Raw genomic sequence first — 15598 nt, 5'->3', positions numbered from 1 at the left:
GCGGCCTCGGCGGCGGCCTTATTCCGGCCGCGGGATCTCGCGCGCGTCTGCTTGCGGCTCGGCGTGGAGCAGGGCCCGCAGCCGCGCGTCCTCGGCCTCCGCCTCGGCTTTCAGCCGCAGTTCGCGCTCGCGATCCAGGCGCGCCCGGTATTCCGCCCGGGCCGCCTCGAAAGCCTCGTTGCGCGCCTGGCGCAGCAGGCGTTCCTCGATGGTGGCAATCCGCTCCCCGGCCGTGCGGGCGTTCTGGCATTCCTGCGGGTCGACCGAACCCGGCTCCCGGTCGCAGCGCGCCAGGGTGCCGTAGAGCGCCGCCTCGTTCTCCATGAACTCGGCCACAGTGATAGGCCGCTTCTCCTCGCAGCCGGAGGCCAGCACGACGAACGTGCACAGGATCAGGGCAAGCACAGGTTTCATGAGCATCGTCCTCACTGTTCCGGGGACGAGTCTAGTCCGCCGCACCTGCCCGCAAGCGGCGCTGGTTCACATTATTGGACCGCCGCCTCGATCGGCCGCTCCTCCACCAGGTCGCCGGCGGCGTCGAAATAGAGGTGCAGGCGCCGCTGCCAGGATTCGAGCGCCGGCCGCCAGTCCTCGGCGGGCGGCGCCGGGCGCTCGAAGTCGAGCACGGCCATGGCCTCGGCGCGGGGACCGCCCACGACGGTCACGCGGCTGCCCCGCGCATTGGCGCTGCGCCAGGCGCCGGGCGCCACCGAGGCCGGCAGCAGGCGGCTGCCGAGCACTTCCAGGCGGCCGTCGACAATGCCGAGGCGGTGCAGCCAACCCGCAGTCTGGGCGAGCAGGGTTTCCCCGTCCGGCGAGAACCGGACCTCCAGCACCGGCGCGGCGAGCAGCACGGTAGCGCGCCGCGCGCCCCCGTCCAGCCCCCAGGCGCCAACCAGGCCGGTCGGACTCGCCGCCGCCACCCGGCTGCCGTCACCGTTCACGGCGATGCGTCCCACCGGCGCATCCAGCGCGGCGAACCACAGCCGCTCGCCGCTGTCGAGGTCCCAACGTTCCACCAGGCCGGCCGGCGTCCCCGTGAACACGCGGGTACCGGCGTCATCCAGCCCCACGGCGCTCACGGCACGCCCGGGGCCCAGCATGGGCCCGGGCGCCCCCGTCTCCGCGTTCCAGCTCCGCGCCCCTCGCGCTCCCGCCGTGACCAGGGTGCGGCCGTCGGCCGCCAGTTCCAGCCCGGCCAGCTCGCCGAGGCCGTGCTGCAGCGGCACGCCCAGCAGGCGTCCGTCACGCGCGTCCCACAACAGCACGCTGCCGTCGCCGCCGGCGCTGGCCAGGCGATGTCCGTCCGCGGCGAAGGCGAGGCCGGCCACGCCGTCGCCGTGGCGGGTCTCGGCGCCCGTCAGGGTGGCGAAATGCAGGTGCCGCGACTCCGGGTCGCGCAAGCGCACCACGACGCGGCCGTCGCTGGTCCCGGCCGCCGCCCGCAGGCCCGAAGGCGCCAGCGCGACCAGCTGCGGCAATCGCGGCAGGGCCAGTGGATCGGCCGCCGGGCGGGGCTGCCAGACGCGCAACACGCGACTGCCCAGGCCGCTGACCACGCGGCCGTCCTCGATCCGCAAGGCGTAAGCCCGCCCGGCTGCAGCCGGCCCGCGCAGCCCGCCGTCGCGCAATACGGGCGCGAGCGCGGCGCCGGCCCCCAGGTTCCAGTATTCGAGGCCGCGCCCGGCATCGAGCGCCAGCAGCCGGCCGCCACCGGCCGCCAGGCTGAAGCGGCCGTCGCTGTCCGGACGCACCAGTGCCGGCGCCTGGGCCGCTGCCGCAACATCCCAGGCCTGCAGGCGCCCGGCCGCGTCGACGGCCACGAGCCAGCGGCCCGCTGGATCGAAGGCCAGGCCAGTCGCCGGCGCGCCGCCCCGAAGCTCGGCCGCCAGGGCACCGTCGGTGGTGTGCCAGAGCCGAATGAAGCCGTCGCCGTCGGCGGCCGCGAACAGCAGCCCCCCCGGCGCCACCGCCACGGCCGTCGCCTCGCCGGCCAGCGCCAGCTGGAACACGTTGCGGCCGGTCTCGAGCTCCAGTACCCGGGCCACTCTTGGCTCGGTCTCGACGACGGCCAGGAAGCGCCCGTCCGGCGCGGCCGCAGGGCCGGCGCCGAGCGGCGTCGAGTACTCACGGGCGAACAGGACGGTTCCGTCCGCGCCGTCCAGGACCTGGAAGCGCTGTCGAGATCCGCGCCGCTCCACCAGCAGGAGACCGCCGTTGGGCAGGAACTCCAGGGCGCGTTCGCCGGCTGCCAGCGCCAGCGCGAACAGGCCGGCGCCGGTGCGGGCATCCCACCCCTCGAGACGCCCGCCCACCGCCGCGTCGGCCGGGGCGGTCGCGGCGCGCACGCCGCCCGGCGCAAGTGCCGCGATGACGGCGGAGGTCCGGCCCGGCGGGTCGATCGGCAAGGGATTCTCGGGGCGATCCTCGGCCTGGTGCCCGCTGGCGGCCGACAGGCGCAGGCGCCATGCGACCAGGGTCCCGGGGCGTCCCGCCTGCCGATCCTCGAGCTCCAGCGTCCAGGTCCCCAGCGCCTCCTCACCGCGGAACTCCCGCAGGCCGGCGGCCTGGCGCTCGCCCAGGACGAGTGAGACCTCGTCCCGGGCCGCTGCCGCCAGGGACAACGCCATGCTGCGGCCCGAAGGCGCCGCCAGGCGAGCCTGCAGGCGGGCCGGATCCTCGTGCTCGATCTCCAGTTCCAGCCGCACGGCGGCAACCGGCCCCGGGGCATCGATCCCAAGGCGACGACGCACCGGCAGGAACTCTTCCGCCAGCAGCTCCAGCTGGTCCAGCGCGACGCCGGTATCAGCGTCCCAACGCTGCAGGACGTTGCCGCTGCCCAGGGTGACCAGCGCGCCGTCCGCCGGGTCCATGGCGACGGCCGCCACCGGCCCGGCAGCGCGGATGACGGCCAGCAGCGACCCGTAGTCGCCGCCGGCCAGCGCCGCAGCCCGGCCGGCGTCAGCGGTTGGCCCGGCCTCATAGGCGCGCAGGCGGTAGAGCAGCGCCTCGTCGCGCCGCTCGGCCGCCTCCGCCGCTGCCGCGCGCCGCTCCCAGAATTCCACCTGCAGCGCATCGGCCCGCGAGGCGAAGCCCGGCAAGGATCGGAGCAGGTCGTCGGCCTCGGCGACCACGGCCCAGTCGTCGGCCAGCCGGCTGCGCCGGATGAGTACCCGGGCGAACAGCCGGTCCGCCCGGGCACCGAAGCCCGGCAACCGGCCCAGGGCCTGCCAGGCCCGTCGCGCCTCGTCGAGCTCGACCGACGCCACCTTGAGGGTCTCCACGTAGGGCCTCGGCAACACCTCGACGTAACTCCAGCCGGCGCCGACGACCAGCGCGAGCACGGCCGCGACGCGCGCGATCCGGCCCCATTCCACGGGCAGGGCTTCGCGCGCCCAGCGGCCCGAAAAGACCTCGGCGTAGATGCGGTTGCGTACCGCCAGGCGGCGGTCCGGCCCGAGGGTGGCGAGGCCGCAGACCCGCAGTAATTCGTGCTTGGGGTTGTCGGGGTCGTGGCGCAGCCGGCGGCCGCGATGGATGCGGCGATAGAGCCGCAGCGCCGGGCGCGCCAGCTTGCCGGCCCGGTCCAGGCCGTCCAGCACGCGGCTCATGCTGGCCTCCGTCCGCACCGTGTTGCGGCCGAGGAAGCGCGACCGCACGAGCTCGTCCACCACCTCGTCCGAACAGGCCGGGCCGGTGTTGCGGGCGATGGCCTGGCACAGCCGCTGGGTCAGGTAGGGATGGCCGGAAGTCCAGTACATGACCCGGTACAGGGCACGCTCGGCATCCCCCGCCGGCAGCCCGAGCCCCGGGGCCAGGTTGCGCGCCTGCTCGAACTGGAAGTCCTGCAGCTCGATGCGGCTGCTGATCTCGGTGACGGCCTCGCTGGCGCGTGCCGCGGCACCCGCCGGCAACGCCGTGCCGAGCAGCACGAAGCTGAGCCGCCCGTACTCCGGCTCGGCCGCGCGGGCGTCGAAGCAGGCCCGCACGACCCGGAACAGCTCGGCCGCGTAGTCCGCCTGCTCGACGCTCTCGATCTCGTCCAGGAAGATCGCCAGCGGGCCCTCGGTGCCCCGGATGACCGCTTCCCAGAAGAACTCGGCGAGACGCTGCGCGGGCGGCAGCGGGAGATGATCCTGCCACCAGCGCTGCAGGTCCAGTTTCAGGCGCAGGTCGCGCACGATGCGGTACGCCAGGCCGTAATACCAGCGTCCTACCTCCGTGGAACCGTCGCGGCTGCCGAGCTGGGACAAGTCCACGACGGCCGCCTGGCCACCCGCCTCCCGCAGCCGCCGGGCCACGTTGGCGGCGAGGCTCGTCTTGCCGGAGTAGCGCGGGGCGATGACGTGGCAATAGTCGCCCGCCAGCAGCCGGTCGAGCAGCTGGCGGTCGGCTCCCCGCACCACGTAGCAGGCGCGGTCCGGCCCTACCGGGCCGCCGGCGACGAAGAAGCCCCCGTCCCGCCGGCCGGCGGGTCGTGCCGGAGCGGGCCCGGGCCCGTCGCCGGGCGTCTGGCTGGATTCCTCCATGCCGGCCATTGTCCGCGACCGCTGCCGGGCCGCCAAGTGGCGGCGGGGTGGCATGTGACGCGCCGGCCGCGAATAATAGTCGGCCGGACCATCGCTGGAAGCCGCCATGACCGCCGCCTGTCACGAGCACAACCGCAGCCGCCCCCTGCCGGACGCGCCCAAGGCCTGGGGCATCCGGCTCAGCCTGCCGGAGCAGGACCCCATGCGGCCCCTGCTGGGCGACGACTGGGAGCAGTACCAGTGGTTCGCCAGCGAGGCGGCGCGGGAGGCCAAGCTGGCGCAGCTGCAGCAGCAGTTCACCTACTATCGCAACGGCGACCGGCCGAGCTTCGTGCTGGAGCGCGTCAACCGGGGGACGGACGATGGCAGCTGAGGCGCTCGAGGGCTTTCCGGTCCGGGTCGAAATCCCGGTCGCCTGGGGCGATATGGACGCCTTCGGCCACGTCAACAACGTGGTCTATTTCCGCTACTTCGAATCGGCCCGCATCGCCTGCTTCGAAGCCGTCGACTACATGGCGCTGACGGCCAGCTCCGGACTCGGACCGATCCTCGCGGCGACCGACTGCCGCTTCCGGCTGCCCCTGGAATACCCGGACACCGTCACCGCCGCGGCCCGCATCGGCACGATCGAGGCGGACGAGTTCATGATGCATTACCGCGTCTACAGCCATCGTTACCAGCGCCTGGCGGCCGAAGGCAGCGGGCGCATCGTCTCTTACGATTATCGGAACAAGTGCAAGGCTCCCATCCCCCAGGAACTCGCGGCCCGACTGGCTGCGCTCGCCCCGTCCGCCTGAGCTTGCTGCTCGCGGCGCTGCTCGGCAGTTCGCTCGCGGCTGCCACCGAGCTCGAGCCCGTGACGGTGACCGCGACGCGCTCGGCCGAGCCGGTGCTCGCGACCCCGGGCAACGTGGCGCTGATCGACGAGGCGTCGCTCGAGACCGTCGCGCCGCGCCATGCCTCCGAGATCTTCTGGCGCTCTCCCGGGACCTGGGTGACGCTGAACAGCGGCCAGGAGAGCCTGGTGGCGATCCGCTCGCCGGTGCTGACGGGCGCCGGTGCCTGCGGCGCCTTCCTGGTCATGGAGGACGGGCTGCCGTCCCGTCCGGCGGGCTTCTGCAACGTCAACCAGCTGTTCGAGCTCAACTTCGAGCAGGCCCGCGCGATCGAGGTGGTGCGCGGGCCCGGCAGCGCCCTGTACGGCTCCAACGCCCTGCACGGGACCATCAACGTGCTGATGCCGACCCCCGCGACAGGCCGCGACGCAGCCGCCGTCGACGCCGGGCCGGACGGCTACCTGCGCGGCCGCTTCGGCAGCGGCGCCTGGGACGGGCAGCGCGGGGTCCAGCTCAACGGCATGCTCATGCGCGACGATGGCTGGCGCGACGACACCGGCCACGAGCAGCTCAAGCTGAACGCCTCGTGGCTGGCACGCGACGGCGCTACCGAGCGTGCCGCCGCCATCTCGGGCTCCATCCTGCGGCAGGAGACCGCCGGCTATATCACCGGCTTCGAGGCTTATCGCGATCCCGAGCTGGCGCGTTCGAATCCCAATCCCGAGGCTTTCCGCGATGCCGACAGCCTGCGGGCATGGTGGGCCTGGCGCCACGCAGCCGGCGGCCGCAGCCTGGAAATCAGGCCCTACGTCCGCGCCAGCCAGATGGAGTTCCTGCAGCATTTCCTCCCCGGCCAGCCGCTGGAGGAGAACGGCCAGGTCAGCGGCGGCGTGCAGCTCACCGCCGCGGCCGACGCGGCCACCGGCCGGCTACACTACGGGCTCGACTTCGAGCTGGCCGAAGGCACGCTGCAGCAGTTCCAGGACGGCCCGACCACAGGCCTGCCGCCACCGGTGGCCGCCACGCGCCCCGCCGGCCTGCACTACGACTACCGCGTCCGGGCCTGGAGCATCGCCCCCTGGGTGCACTGGGAGCGCGAGCTGGCCCCGGACTGGTCGCTGGGCCTCGGGCTGCGGGCCGAGCGGCTGGCCTACGACTACGACAACCGCATGCTGGCCGGCAACACGCGGGACGACGGCACCGAGTGCCCCGGCGGCTGCCTCTACACGCGACCGGCGGACCGCCAGGACAGTTTCACCAACCTGGCCCCGAAGCTCAGCCTCGGCTGGCGCCTGCAACCCGGCCAGCTGGCCTGGGTGGCGTTGCGCCGCGGCTTCCGGGCCCCGCAGGCCACCGAGCTGTACCGCCTCCAGCGCGGCCAGGCCGTGGCGGACCTGCGCAGCGAGACCATCGACAGCCTGGAACTGGGCTGGCGGGGCTACGGCAGCGGACTGGCCTGGGAGCTGACCGCCTACGCCATGGAGAAGGACAACTACATCTTCCGCGACGGCGACGGCTTCAACGTGGCCGACGGCCGCACCCGGCACGTCGGCGCGGAAGTATCGTTGCGCTGGGAGCCCGGTTACGGCCTGAGCCTGCAGACCGACCAGTCATTCGCCCGGCACAGCTGGCGCTTCGATCGGGACGTCGGCCGCGGCGAAATCATCGTGTCCGGCAACGAGACCGACGGCTCGCCCCGTCGTTTCGGCAGCACACGGCTGCTCTGGCAGTCTCCCTGGCACTGGGCGGCGGAACTGGAGTGGCTCAACATGGGCGCGTACTGGCTGAACGCCGCCAACACCGCGCGTTATGACGGGCATGACCTGCTGCACCTGCGCCTGAGCCGGCCCCTCGCCCGCGAGTTCTCGGTCAGCCTGCGGGTCCATAACCTGACCGACGCCGCCTACGCCGAGCGCGCGGATTTCGCCTTCGGCCAATACCGCTATTTCCCCGGGCGCGAGCGCAGCCTGTTCGTGGAACTGGCCTGGCGGCGCGACCGGGCGCCCTAGTCCTTCGGCCCCAGGAACAACCAGATCAGCAGGCCCAGCACGGGCAGCAGCAGGATCACCACGATCCACCCCACCTTGGCCCCGGTGCTCGCACTGCTCTGGACGGTCTTCACGATGGCGTAGACATCGAGAATGAGAATGATCAGGCCCAACAGGCCCGTGACTTCGATCATGGGGATCTCCTATCCGCCCGTGACGTAACGCTCGAGTTCCTCGATCACCACCTGCTGGTCGGCAATGACGCATTTCACCAGGTCACCGATGGATACCACGCCCATGATCCGGTCGTCCTCGATTACCGGCAGGTGGCGAAAATGGCCTTCCGTCATCATGCCCAGGCAGTGCTGCGCGGTCATCCCGGGGGTCGCGGTCAGCACCTCGCTGGTCATGATCTCTTCCACCAGCGTGGCCTCGGAGCGGCGGCCCTTGAGGATCACCTTGCGCGCATAATCCCGCTCGGAGACGATGCCGACCAGCCGTTCGCCCTCCATGACGAGCAGGGCCCCGATTCCCAGCTCGGCCATCCGCTTCACGGCGTCCAGCACGGACGCGCCCGGCTCGATGGACCAGACTTCGGTGCTCGGCTTGTTCTTCAGGATGGTGCGCAGCGTGTTCATCCCAGCCTCTCCCGGTGACCTGTGGACCGAACTTACCGCAAGCACCGCCCCGGGGGCAAAGCCGGTGGTGCGCGGGGGCGCCACAACGGCGCCGAACCCCGTTAAACTTGCGGCCTTGCCTGCTGCGGTCGTCGCCGCGTCACCGGAGAAACAGATGCCGAGCCAAGTCGCTTTCCGCACCCTGGTCCTTGCCGCCCTCCTCGCCCTGGCCGCCTGCGCCCCGATGCAGCACAGCGAGGCGCCGGCCGAGCCGCAGGCCGAACCGCAGGCCGAACAACGCCCCTTCGTGGTGGTATCGCCCGAGGGCAACCGCGAGGACCCGTGGTACTGGCTGCGCGACGACGAGCGTGAGGACCCGGACGTCATCGCCTACCTGGAGGCGGAGAATGCCTGGTACGAGGCCTACGAGTCGCGCTATGCGGGGCTGGTCGACACGCTGTTCGAGGAGATCGTGGGCCGCATCAAGCAGGACGACGCCACGGTACCGGTCTTCGACAACGGCTACTGGTATTACGCCCGCTACGAGGAAGGCAAGCAGTACCCCATCCATGCGCGCCGCCAGGGGAGCATGGACGCGCCGGAGGAAATCCTGCTCGACGGTAACGCCATGGCCGAGGGGCATGCCTTCTTCGGCCTCGGCAGCTACGAGGTCTCGGACGACAACCGGCTGCTGGCCTGGACGGAAGACACCGTAGGCCGCCGGCAGTACGTCCTGAAAGTCAGGGACCTGGCCACCGGCGAGCTGCTTACCACGGGCATCGAGCCGGTCTCGAGCTTCACCTGGGCCGGCGACAGCCGGACCCTGTTCTACGTCGAGAACCACCCCGTCACGCTGCTCTCCTATCGCGTGCGCCGCCACGAACTCGGTGCCGCGGGCGAGGATCCCGTCGTCTACGAGGAGGCAGACACCAGTTTCTACACCTACGTCGGCCGCAGCCGCTCCCGCGACTACCTCGCCATCTATCTCAGCAGCACCGAGGCCACCGAGGTCCGCATCCTGGCGGCCGACGACCCCGCCGGCGAGTTCCGCCTGTTCCTGCCGCGCGAGCGCGGGCATCTCTACCTGCCCGACCACCAGGGCGACCGCTGGATCGTGCGCACCAACAAGGACGCGCCCAATTATCGCCTGATGAGCGTCCCGGTCGGCGCCGAAAGCGACTTCAGCGAATGGACCGACGTGGTGCCGCACAGCGAGGACGTGTTCATCCAGAGCTTCCTGGTGTTCGACACCTTCCTGGCGATCGGGGAGCGCTCAGACGGCCTGTTGCGGGTGCGCGTGCGGAACTGGGACGGCGAGGAACAGTACCTGCCGGCCGACCAGGTCCCCTCGACGACCTGGCTGAGCGGCAACGGCAATCCGCGCCTCGACACCACGGTGCTGCGCTACGCCTACACTTCGATGACGACGCCGACCACCATCTACGACATCGACGTGGTCACCGGCGCGCGCACCATGCTGAAGCGCGACCCGGTGCTGGGCGACTTCGACCCGGCGAACTACGCCACCGAACGGACCTGGGCCCAGGCGCGCGACGGCGAGAAGATCCCGGTGTCGCTGGTGTACCGCAAGGGCTTCTTGCCCGACGGCACGGCGCCGCTCTACCAGTATGCCTACGGCTCCTACGGCAGCAGTTCCGATCCGCGCTTCAGCTCGGTGCGCCTGTCGCTGCTCGATCGCGGCTTCGTCTTCGCCATCGCCCACATCCGCGGCGGGCAGGAAATGGGCCGGCACTGGTACGACGACGGCCGGCTGCTGAACAAGATGAACACCTTCACCGACTTTGTCGACGTAACCCGGCACCTGGTGCGGGAAGGCTATGCTGCGCCCGACAAGGTCTTCGCCATGGGCGGCTCGGCGGGCGGCCTGCTGATGGGCACGGTGGCCAACCTGGCGCCGGACCTCTACGCGGGCATGGTCGCGCACGTGCCCTTCGTGGACGTGGTGACCACGATGCTGGACGAGTCGATCCCGCTGACCACCAACGAGTTCGACGAGTGGGGCAACCCCAGCTTCGCGCCCTGGTACCAGTACATGCTCTCCTACAGCCCCTACGACAATGTCCGGGCGCAGCACTACCCGCCCCTGATGGTGACCACCGGGCTGTACGACTCGCAGGTCCAGTACTGGGAGCCCGCCAAGTGGGTGGCGAAGCTGCGCGCGTACCGGACCAATGACGCCCCGCTGATTTTCCGCACCACCATGGAAGCGGGCCACGGGGGCCGCAGCGGCCGCTTCGAGCGCCTGCGCGAAACCGCGCAGGAGTACGCCTTCATTATCGACCTGGCGGGGATCCGCGAGTGAGCCGGGGATGCCGGCGGCGGGCGCCCTGCAGCCAGTGCGGCGGCTGATCAGTTATCATCTGCATCCATCCAGGCGGCCCGCAGAAGGCCGCGTTCCGAAGGAGTCCCGGATATGTCTGTAGCCAAGATCGTCGTCCCCGAGGGCGGCGCCAAGATCACCATCGACAACGGCGTCCTGCAGGTCCCGGACAACCCGATCATCCCTTTCATCGAGGGTGACGGCACCGGTCCCGACATCTGGCGCGCTACCGTCCGGGTGCTCGACGCCGCAGTGGCCCAGGCCTACGGCGGCAAGAAGCGCATCCACTGGATGGAAATCTATGCCGGCCAGAAGTCCAACGAACTGTTCAACTCCTGGCTCCCCGACGAGACGGTCCAGGCCTGCCGGGAATACCTGGTGGCGATCAAGGGACCGCTGACGACCCCGATCGGCGGCGGTATCCGCAGTCTCAATGTCGCCCTGCGGCAGCTGCTGGATCTCTATGTCTGCCTGCGCCCGGTGCGCTGGTTCAAGGGCGTACCCTCGCCGGTGAAGAAGCCGGAAGACGTGGACATGGCGATCTTCCGCGAGAACACCGAGGACATCTACGCGGGCATCGAGTTCGAGCAGGGCTCGCCCGCGAACAAGCGTTTCCTGGCGCTGTTCGAGGAACACTTTCCGGAGGAGTTCCGCAAGATCCGCTTCCCCGATTCCAGCGGCATCGGCATCAAGCCGGTGTCGCGCGAGGGCACCGAGCGCCTGGTGCGGGCGGCGATCCAGTACGCCATCGACAACCGGCGCAAGAGCGTGACCTTCGTCCACAAGGGCAACATCATGAAGTTCACCGAGGGCGCCTTCCGCAAGTGGGGTTACGCCCTCGCGGAGCGGGAGTTCGCCGACCAGACCTACACCTGGGACCAGTGGGAGCGCACTCGCGACGAGGAAGGCGAGGCGGCCGCGAACGCCGAGCAGAAGGAGGCCCTGGCCGCCGGCAAGGTGCTGATCAAGGACGCCATCGCCGATATCACGCTGCAGCAGGTCCTGACCCGGCCGTCGGAGTTCGACGTGATCGCCACCCTGAACCTGAACGGCGACTATCTTTCCGATGCGCTGGCCGCCCAGGTCGGCGGCATCGGCATCGCGCCCGGCGGCAACATCAATTCGGTCACGGGCCATGCCGTGTTCGAAGCCACCCACGGCACGGCGCCGAAATACGCCAACCTGGACAAGGTCAACCCCGGCAGCCTGATCCTGTCGGGCGAAATGATGCTGCGCCACCTCGGCTGGCTCGAGGCCGCCGACGGCATCATCGCGGCCATGGACCGGACCATCGGCAGCAAGACCGTGACCTACGACTTCGCCCGCCTGATGGACGGCGCCAACGAGGTGAAGTGCAGCGAGTTCGCCGACGCGCTGATCGGCAATCTCGACTGACGCCGCGGCGGGATGCAGCAGGAAGCCCCCGACCTGGCCCTGGCGCGGGACTGCGCCAGGGCCATTTTCGATGCCTTCGGCGACTACAATGCCGAGTTCCGCGCCGTCACGCGCCGGGCGCGCCTGCGCTTCGAGACCTGTGACTGGGTGGGCGGGCGCAACGACGCCAGGGAACGAATCGACCTCTACGACCGCTACGTCGACTACACCACCACGCTGCTGCGGCAGCGGCTCGGCGAGCGCGCCGCCGACCGCGAGCTGTGGGTCCTGATCCGGCACTGCTTCGAGGACGAGATCCGGGACTTCATCGACCTGGAATTCGAGAAGACCTTCTTCAGCTCGATTACCCGGCGGCTGTTCGCCACCGTCGGCGTCGACCCGGAGGTCGAGTTCGTCGCGCTGGACCTCGATCCCCTGTCCAAGATCCGGCCGCCGCAGCAGCTCAAGCTCTACGAACTCGACGGCCGCCCGGAGGAGATGGTCGAGGAAATCCTCGAGGACCACACCTTCGAGTCGCCCTGGCAGGATTTCAAGGGCAGCGTGGATTTCGTCGTGAGCGAGCTGACGCGGGCCTGGGAGCCGCTGGGCGGCCTGCAGAAACTCGAGCGCGTCGAGTTCATGCGCCCGATTTTCTACCAGAACACGCGCGCCTACCTGGTCGGCCGCGCGCTCGGCGCAGCGCAGCCCCAGCCGCTGGTGATCGCGCTCAAGAACACCGCCGACGGCGTCGCCGTCGATGCGCTGCTCACCTCGGTGCGCGACACCAGCATCCTGTTCGGCTTCACCCGCAGCTATTTTCACGCCGACCTCGAAACCGTCCACGACGCCGTGGTCTTCCTGCGTACCATCCTGCCGCGCAAGCCGCTGGCGGAACTGTTCACCGTCCTCGGCCGCGCCCGGCAGGGCAAGACCGAGACCTATCGCACCCTGTTCCGCCACCTGCAGAATTCGCGCGACCAGTTCGTCGAGGCGCCGGGCGAACGCGGCATGGTCATGGCGGTGTTCACGCTGCCCTCCTACGACGTGGTGTTCAAGATCATCCGCGACCGCTTCGCCTACCCGAAGACCGTGGTGCGCCGCGACGTGCTCGACAAGTACTACCTGGTGTTCCGCCATGACCGCGCCGGGCGGCTGGTGGACGCGCAGGAGTTCAAGAAGCTCCGCTTCCCGCGCACCCGCTTCGAACCGGCGCTGCTCGCACACCTGCTGGAGTCGTGCTCGCAGACCGTGTCGGTGGAAGGCGAGGACGTGGTGGTCGATCATTGCTACGTCGAACGCCGCCTCCGGCCCCTCAACCTCTACCTGGCGGAAGCCTCGCCGCTGGCAGCCCGCCACGCCGTGCTGGACTACGGCCAGGCCATCCGCGACCTGGCCGCCACCAATATCTTCCCGGGCGACCTGCTCTTGAAGAATTTCGGCGTGACGCGCAACGGACGTGTGATCTTCTACGACTACGACGAGCTCTGCCTGGTGACGGAATGCAATTTCCGCAAGCTGCCGCGGGCCCGCTCAGTGGAAGAGGAGATGCAGTCCGAGGCCTGGTTCTTCGTCGACGAGGACGACGTCTTCCCCGAGCAGTTCATCAACTTTCTCGGCCTCGAGCCGGAACAGCTGGAGGTGTTCCTGGAACACCATGCCGACCTGCTGACGCCCGAGTTCTGGCGCGACCTGAAGCGGCGCCACGAGGCGGGGGAAGTGCTCGAGATCCTGCCCTACCGGCCGAGCCTGGCCGCGGCTGCGGATGCCGCCTGAAGCGGCCGGCCGCGGGCGCACCGCGCACCTGTGGCTGCTGCTGCCGGCAGCCGCCCTGGCGGCGCTGTGGCTGTCCTGGCACAGCCTGGCGGCGGTCGATTTCCTCTATCCCGTGTTCTACGACCGGATCGGCGTCCATGAGCACATCGAGGAGTTCGCGCCACAGAACCGCTACAAGCGCGGTTTCGAAACCACGACCCCCGCCGAGCGCCAGCGGCTGTTTGCCGCCATCGTCGACGCGATCCACCGCTCGGGCGAGGGCCTGGAGGAGCTGGCCTACCGCGATCCCGCCGGCAGGCCTCTCGACCGCCTGCTGCGGCCGCCGGAAGCAGGTCACCTGCGGGACGTCGCCACGCTGCTGGAGCGCCTGCTCCCCGCCGGGGCGCTGGCCATGGCATGGGTGGTGGTCCACCTGGTGCTGATGCGGCGCCTCGGCTGGACCATGCCGCCGCTGCGCCGGCTGCTGGGGCTGAGCCTGGCCGCAGTCGCCGCCGGGGTCGCGCTCGTGCTGCTGGTCGGGCCGCGCCGCGTATTCGCCTGGGCCCACGACCTGGTCTTTCCGCCGGACCACCCCTGGTTCTTCTATTACCAGGACTCGCTGATGTCGACCTTCATGATGGCGCCCTACCTGTTCGGCGCGATCACGCTGGTGATGCTGCCGCTGGCGGTGCTGTACTACGCCGCCCTGCTCTGGCTGGCGGGCCGCACGGCGCCTCAGGCCGGGTAGCGCTGCGCCAGCAGCCCGAAGGCCGCCCGCACTCCCTGGCTCATGCCGCCCTCCGGCCGCCCCGGCCGGTTGCGCGGATTCCAGGCAAAGGTGTCGACATGGGCCCAGGCCCCGGCCCGCCGCACGAAGCGCTGCAGGAACAGCCCGCCGTAGATGGCGCCGGCGAAGCCGTCGGCATTGATGTTGTTGAGATCGGCGATGCCGCCGGCGAGGTTGGCGGCATAAGGCGCCCACAGCGGCAGCGGCCAGAGCGGGTCACCCTGCTCAATGCCGGCCTTGGCCCAGTCCCGGGCCAGCATCTCGTCGGTGGCGAACAGCGCCGGCAGGTCGGGGCCGAGCGCCACCCGCGCGGCGCCGGTCAGGGTAGCGAAATCGAGCAGCAGCTCCGGCTCTTCCTCGTCGGCCAGGGCCAGCGCGTCGGCCAGCACGACCCGGCCCTCGGCGTCGGTGTTGCCGATCTCCACTGTCAGCCCCGCCCGGGTCGGCACGACGTCGCCCGGCCGGTAGGCGTTGCCCGAGACGCTGTTCTCGACCGCGGGAATGAGCACCCGCAGGCGCACCGGCAGCCCCGCATCCATGATCATCTTCGCCAGGCCGAGTACGTGGGCTGCCCCGCCCATGTCTTTTTTCATGTTGCGCATGCCCTGCGCCGGCTTGAGGTTCAGGCCGCCGGTGTCGAAACAGACGCCCTTGCCGACCAGCGTCACGCGCGGGCGGGCCGGGTCGCCCCAGCGCAGGTCCAGCAGGCGCGGCGGACGAACGCTGGCCCGGCCGACGGCGTGGATGGCCGGGAAGCCCTCGGCGAGCAGCGCCTCGCCCACGGTCTCGCGGAACTCCGCCCCGGCGGCGGCCGCCAGTCCCGCCGCCGCCTTGCCGAGCTCGGCCGGCCCCAGGTCGCCGGCCGGCGTGTTGACCAGGTCGCGCACCAGCGCATCCGCGGCCACGCCGGAGATCACTCGCTCGGCGTCGAGCCCCTCGGGCCAGGCCAGGACCCGCGGCGCCGGCGCCTGGCCCTCGCTGCGCCGGCTGTAGGCGTACTGGCCGATGCCCCAGGCCAGCGCGCGGCGCTCGAGTTCGCCGCTCGCGGCAGCGTCGGCGAAAAAGTAGCTGCCCGGAGGCAGCTGGGACGGCAGCGCCGCCAGCGCCCAGAACGGCTCGGGGCCGCCCGCCCCGGCCAGCACGGTGGCCAGGCTCCCTTCGGGGCCCGGCAGGGCCAGCACCGTGCCCGGCTTGGCCTGCCAGCCGGTAGCGCGGACCCAACTGCGATGCGCGTCCGTCAGCTCTCCGAGTTTCGCCTCGAGGCCGTCTTCGGGCACGAGGTGGACGGGGCAGGCGCCGGCGCCCTGAGTCGTGTAGAAGTCTTCTGCGGGCATGCGCGGGGTCCTCGGCAACAGCAACGGGGCGCCCGATTAT

The 15598-nt window shown here is 70.8% G+C and carries 12 protein-coding genes; 7 read left to right on the top strand and 5 right to left on the bottom strand.

Features of this window, described 5'->3' with window-relative positions:
- Nucleotides 1–18 precede the first annotated feature (18 nt).
- Together G6N75_RS12000 and G6N75_RS11995 are read right to left on the bottom strand one after the other, a co-directional pair.
- Nucleotides 19–414: an EexN family lipoprotein gene (locus G6N75_RS12000; protein ID WP_165348600.1), complete on the bottom strand. Its 396-nt coding sequence runs from the start codon at nt 412–414 to the stop codon at nt 19–21.
- A gap of 71 nt (nt 415–485) precedes the next feature.
- Nucleotides 486–4529 (bottom strand): AAA-like domain-containing protein, encoded by a 4044-nt coding sequence (locus G6N75_RS11995; RefSeq protein ID WP_165348599.1) that lies wholly within the window; start codon nt 4527–4529, stop codon nt 486–488.
- A gap of 106 nt (nt 4530–4635) precedes the next feature.
- Between G6N75_RS11995 and G6N75_RS11990 the strand changes: the two genes are divergently transcribed.
- The 3 genes from G6N75_RS11990 to G6N75_RS11980 are packed head-to-tail and all read left to right on the top strand — an operon-like array spanning nt 4636 to nt 7374.
- On the top strand, nt 4636–4902 hold the full coding sequence (locus G6N75_RS11990) for a hypothetical protein (protein ID WP_165348598.1): 267 nt from the start codon (nt 4636–4638) through the stop codon (nt 4900–4902).
- The gene (locus tag G6N75_RS11985; protein WP_165348597.1) at nt 4892–5326 is read left to right on the top strand and encodes an acyl-CoA thioesterase; all 435 of its coding nucleotides are present in this window, start codon (nt 4892–4894) and stop codon (nt 5324–5326) included. Before G6N75_RS11990 ends, G6N75_RS11985 begins: the two co-directional genes overlap by 11 nt.
- A gap of 2 nt (nt 5327–5328) precedes the next feature.
- Nucleotides 5329–7374 carry a TonB-dependent receptor gene (locus G6N75_RS11980; RefSeq protein WP_165348596.1) on the top strand — a complete coding sequence of 682 codons (2046 nt, stop codon included), beginning with the start codon at nt 5329–5331 and terminating at the stop codon, nt 7372–7374.
- On the opposite strand, the gene G6N75_RS11975 is transcribed toward G6N75_RS11980, so the two are convergent.
- Together G6N75_RS11975 and G6N75_RS11970 are read right to left on the bottom strand one after the other, a co-directional pair.
- The gene (locus G6N75_RS11975; protein ID WP_165348595.1) at nt 7371–7547 is read right to left on the bottom strand and encodes a PLDc N-terminal domain-containing protein; all 177 of its coding nucleotides are present in this window, start codon (nt 7545–7547) and stop codon (nt 7371–7373) included. The genes G6N75_RS11980 and G6N75_RS11975 overlap by 4 nt on opposite strands.
- A gap of 9 nt (nt 7548–7556) precedes the next feature.
- Nucleotides 7557–7991, bottom strand: coding sequence for a CBS domain-containing protein (locus G6N75_RS11970; protein WP_165348594.1), 435 nt, complete (start codon nt 7989–7991; stop codon nt 7557–7559).
- Nucleotides 7992–8145: 154 nt separating this feature from the next.
- Between G6N75_RS11970 and G6N75_RS11965 the strand changes: the two genes are divergently transcribed.
- The 4 genes from G6N75_RS11965 to G6N75_RS11950 all read left to right on the top strand — a co-directional run bounded on the left by G6N75_RS11965 (nt 8146) and on the right by G6N75_RS11950 (nt 14185).
- A complete protein-coding gene (locus G6N75_RS11965; RefSeq protein WP_206203097.1) occupies nt 8146–10293 on the top strand; it encodes a S9 family peptidase in 2148 nt (715 codons plus the stop codon).
- 111 nt (nt 10294–10404) lie between these two features.
- Nucleotides 10405–11706 carry an NADP-dependent isocitrate dehydrogenase gene (gene icd, locus G6N75_RS11960; protein ID WP_165348593.1) on the top strand — a complete coding sequence of 434 codons (1302 nt, stop codon included), beginning with the start codon at nt 10405–10407 and terminating at the stop codon, nt 11704–11706.
- Nucleotides 11707–11718: 12 nt separating this feature from the next.
- Nucleotides 11719–13458 carry a bifunctional isocitrate dehydrogenase kinase/phosphatase gene (gene aceK / locus G6N75_RS11955; RefSeq protein ID WP_165348592.1) on the top strand — a complete coding sequence of 580 codons (1740 nt, stop codon included), beginning with the start codon at nt 11719–11721 and terminating at the stop codon, nt 13456–13458.
- Nucleotides 13448–14185, top strand: coding sequence for a DUF1461 domain-containing protein (locus G6N75_RS11950; protein WP_165348591.1), 738 nt, complete (start codon nt 13448–13450; stop codon nt 14183–14185). The genes aceK and G6N75_RS11950 overlap by 11 nt, the downstream gene beginning before the upstream one ends.
- Here G6N75_RS11950 and G6N75_RS11945 read toward each other — a convergent pair.
- Nucleotides 14173–15558, bottom strand: coding sequence for a leucyl aminopeptidase family protein (locus G6N75_RS11945; protein ID WP_165348590.1), 1386 nt, complete (start codon nt 15556–15558; stop codon nt 14173–14175). The genes G6N75_RS11950 and G6N75_RS11945 overlap by 13 nt on opposite strands.
- Nucleotides 15559–15598 lie beyond the last annotated feature (40 nt).

It is taken from the genome of Thioalkalivibrio sp. XN8 (assembly GCF_011058255.1).
Classification (GTDB): Bacteria; Pseudomonadota; Gammaproteobacteria; order Steroidobacterales; family XN24; genus XN24.
This window is presented reverse-complemented; position numbering and strand designations above follow the sequence as displayed.

Bases quoted from the DNA above. Each gene is read 5' to 3' on its own strand.
- G6N75_RS11990 (WP_165348598.1), top strand. From the start codon at position 4,636: ATGACCGCCGCCTGTCACGAGCACAACCGCAGCCGCCCCCTGCCGGAC.
- icd (WP_165348593.1), top strand. From the start codon at position 10,405: ATGTCTGTAGCCAAGATCGTCGTCCCCGAGGGCGGCGCCAAGATCACC.
- G6N75_RS11945 (WP_165348590.1), bottom strand. From the start codon at position 15,558: ATGCCCGCAGAAGACTTCTACACGACTCAGGGCGCCGGCGCCTGCCCC.
- G6N75_RS11965 (WP_206203097.1), top strand. From the start codon at position 8,146: ATGCCGAGCCAAGTCGCTTTCCGCACCCTGGTCCTTGCCGCCCTCCTC.
- G6N75_RS11950 (WP_165348591.1), top strand. From the start codon at position 13,448: ATGCCGCCTGAAGCGGCCGGCCGCGGGCGCACCGCGCACCTGTGGCTG.
- G6N75_RS12000 (WP_165348600.1), bottom strand. From the start codon at position 414: ATGAAACCTGTGCTTGCCCTGATCCTGTGCACGTTCGTCGTGCTGGCC.
- G6N75_RS11995 (WP_165348599.1), bottom strand. From the start codon at position 4,529: ATGGAGGAATCCAGCCAGACGCCCGGCGACGGGCCCGGGCCCGCTCCG.
- G6N75_RS11975 (WP_165348595.1), bottom strand. From the start codon at position 7,547: ATGATCGAAGTCACGGGCCTGTTGGGCCTGATCATTCTCATTCTCGAT.
- G6N75_RS11970 (WP_165348594.1), bottom strand. From the start codon at position 7,991: ATGAACACGCTGCGCACCATCCTGAAGAACAAGCCGAGCACCGAAGTC.
- aceK (WP_165348592.1), top strand. From the start codon at position 11,719: ATGCAGCAGGAAGCCCCCGACCTGGCCCTGGCGCGGGACTGCGCCAGG.
- G6N75_RS11985 (WP_165348597.1), top strand. From the start codon at position 4,892: ATGGCAGCTGAGGCGCTCGAGGGCTTTCCGGTCCGGGTCGAAATCCCG.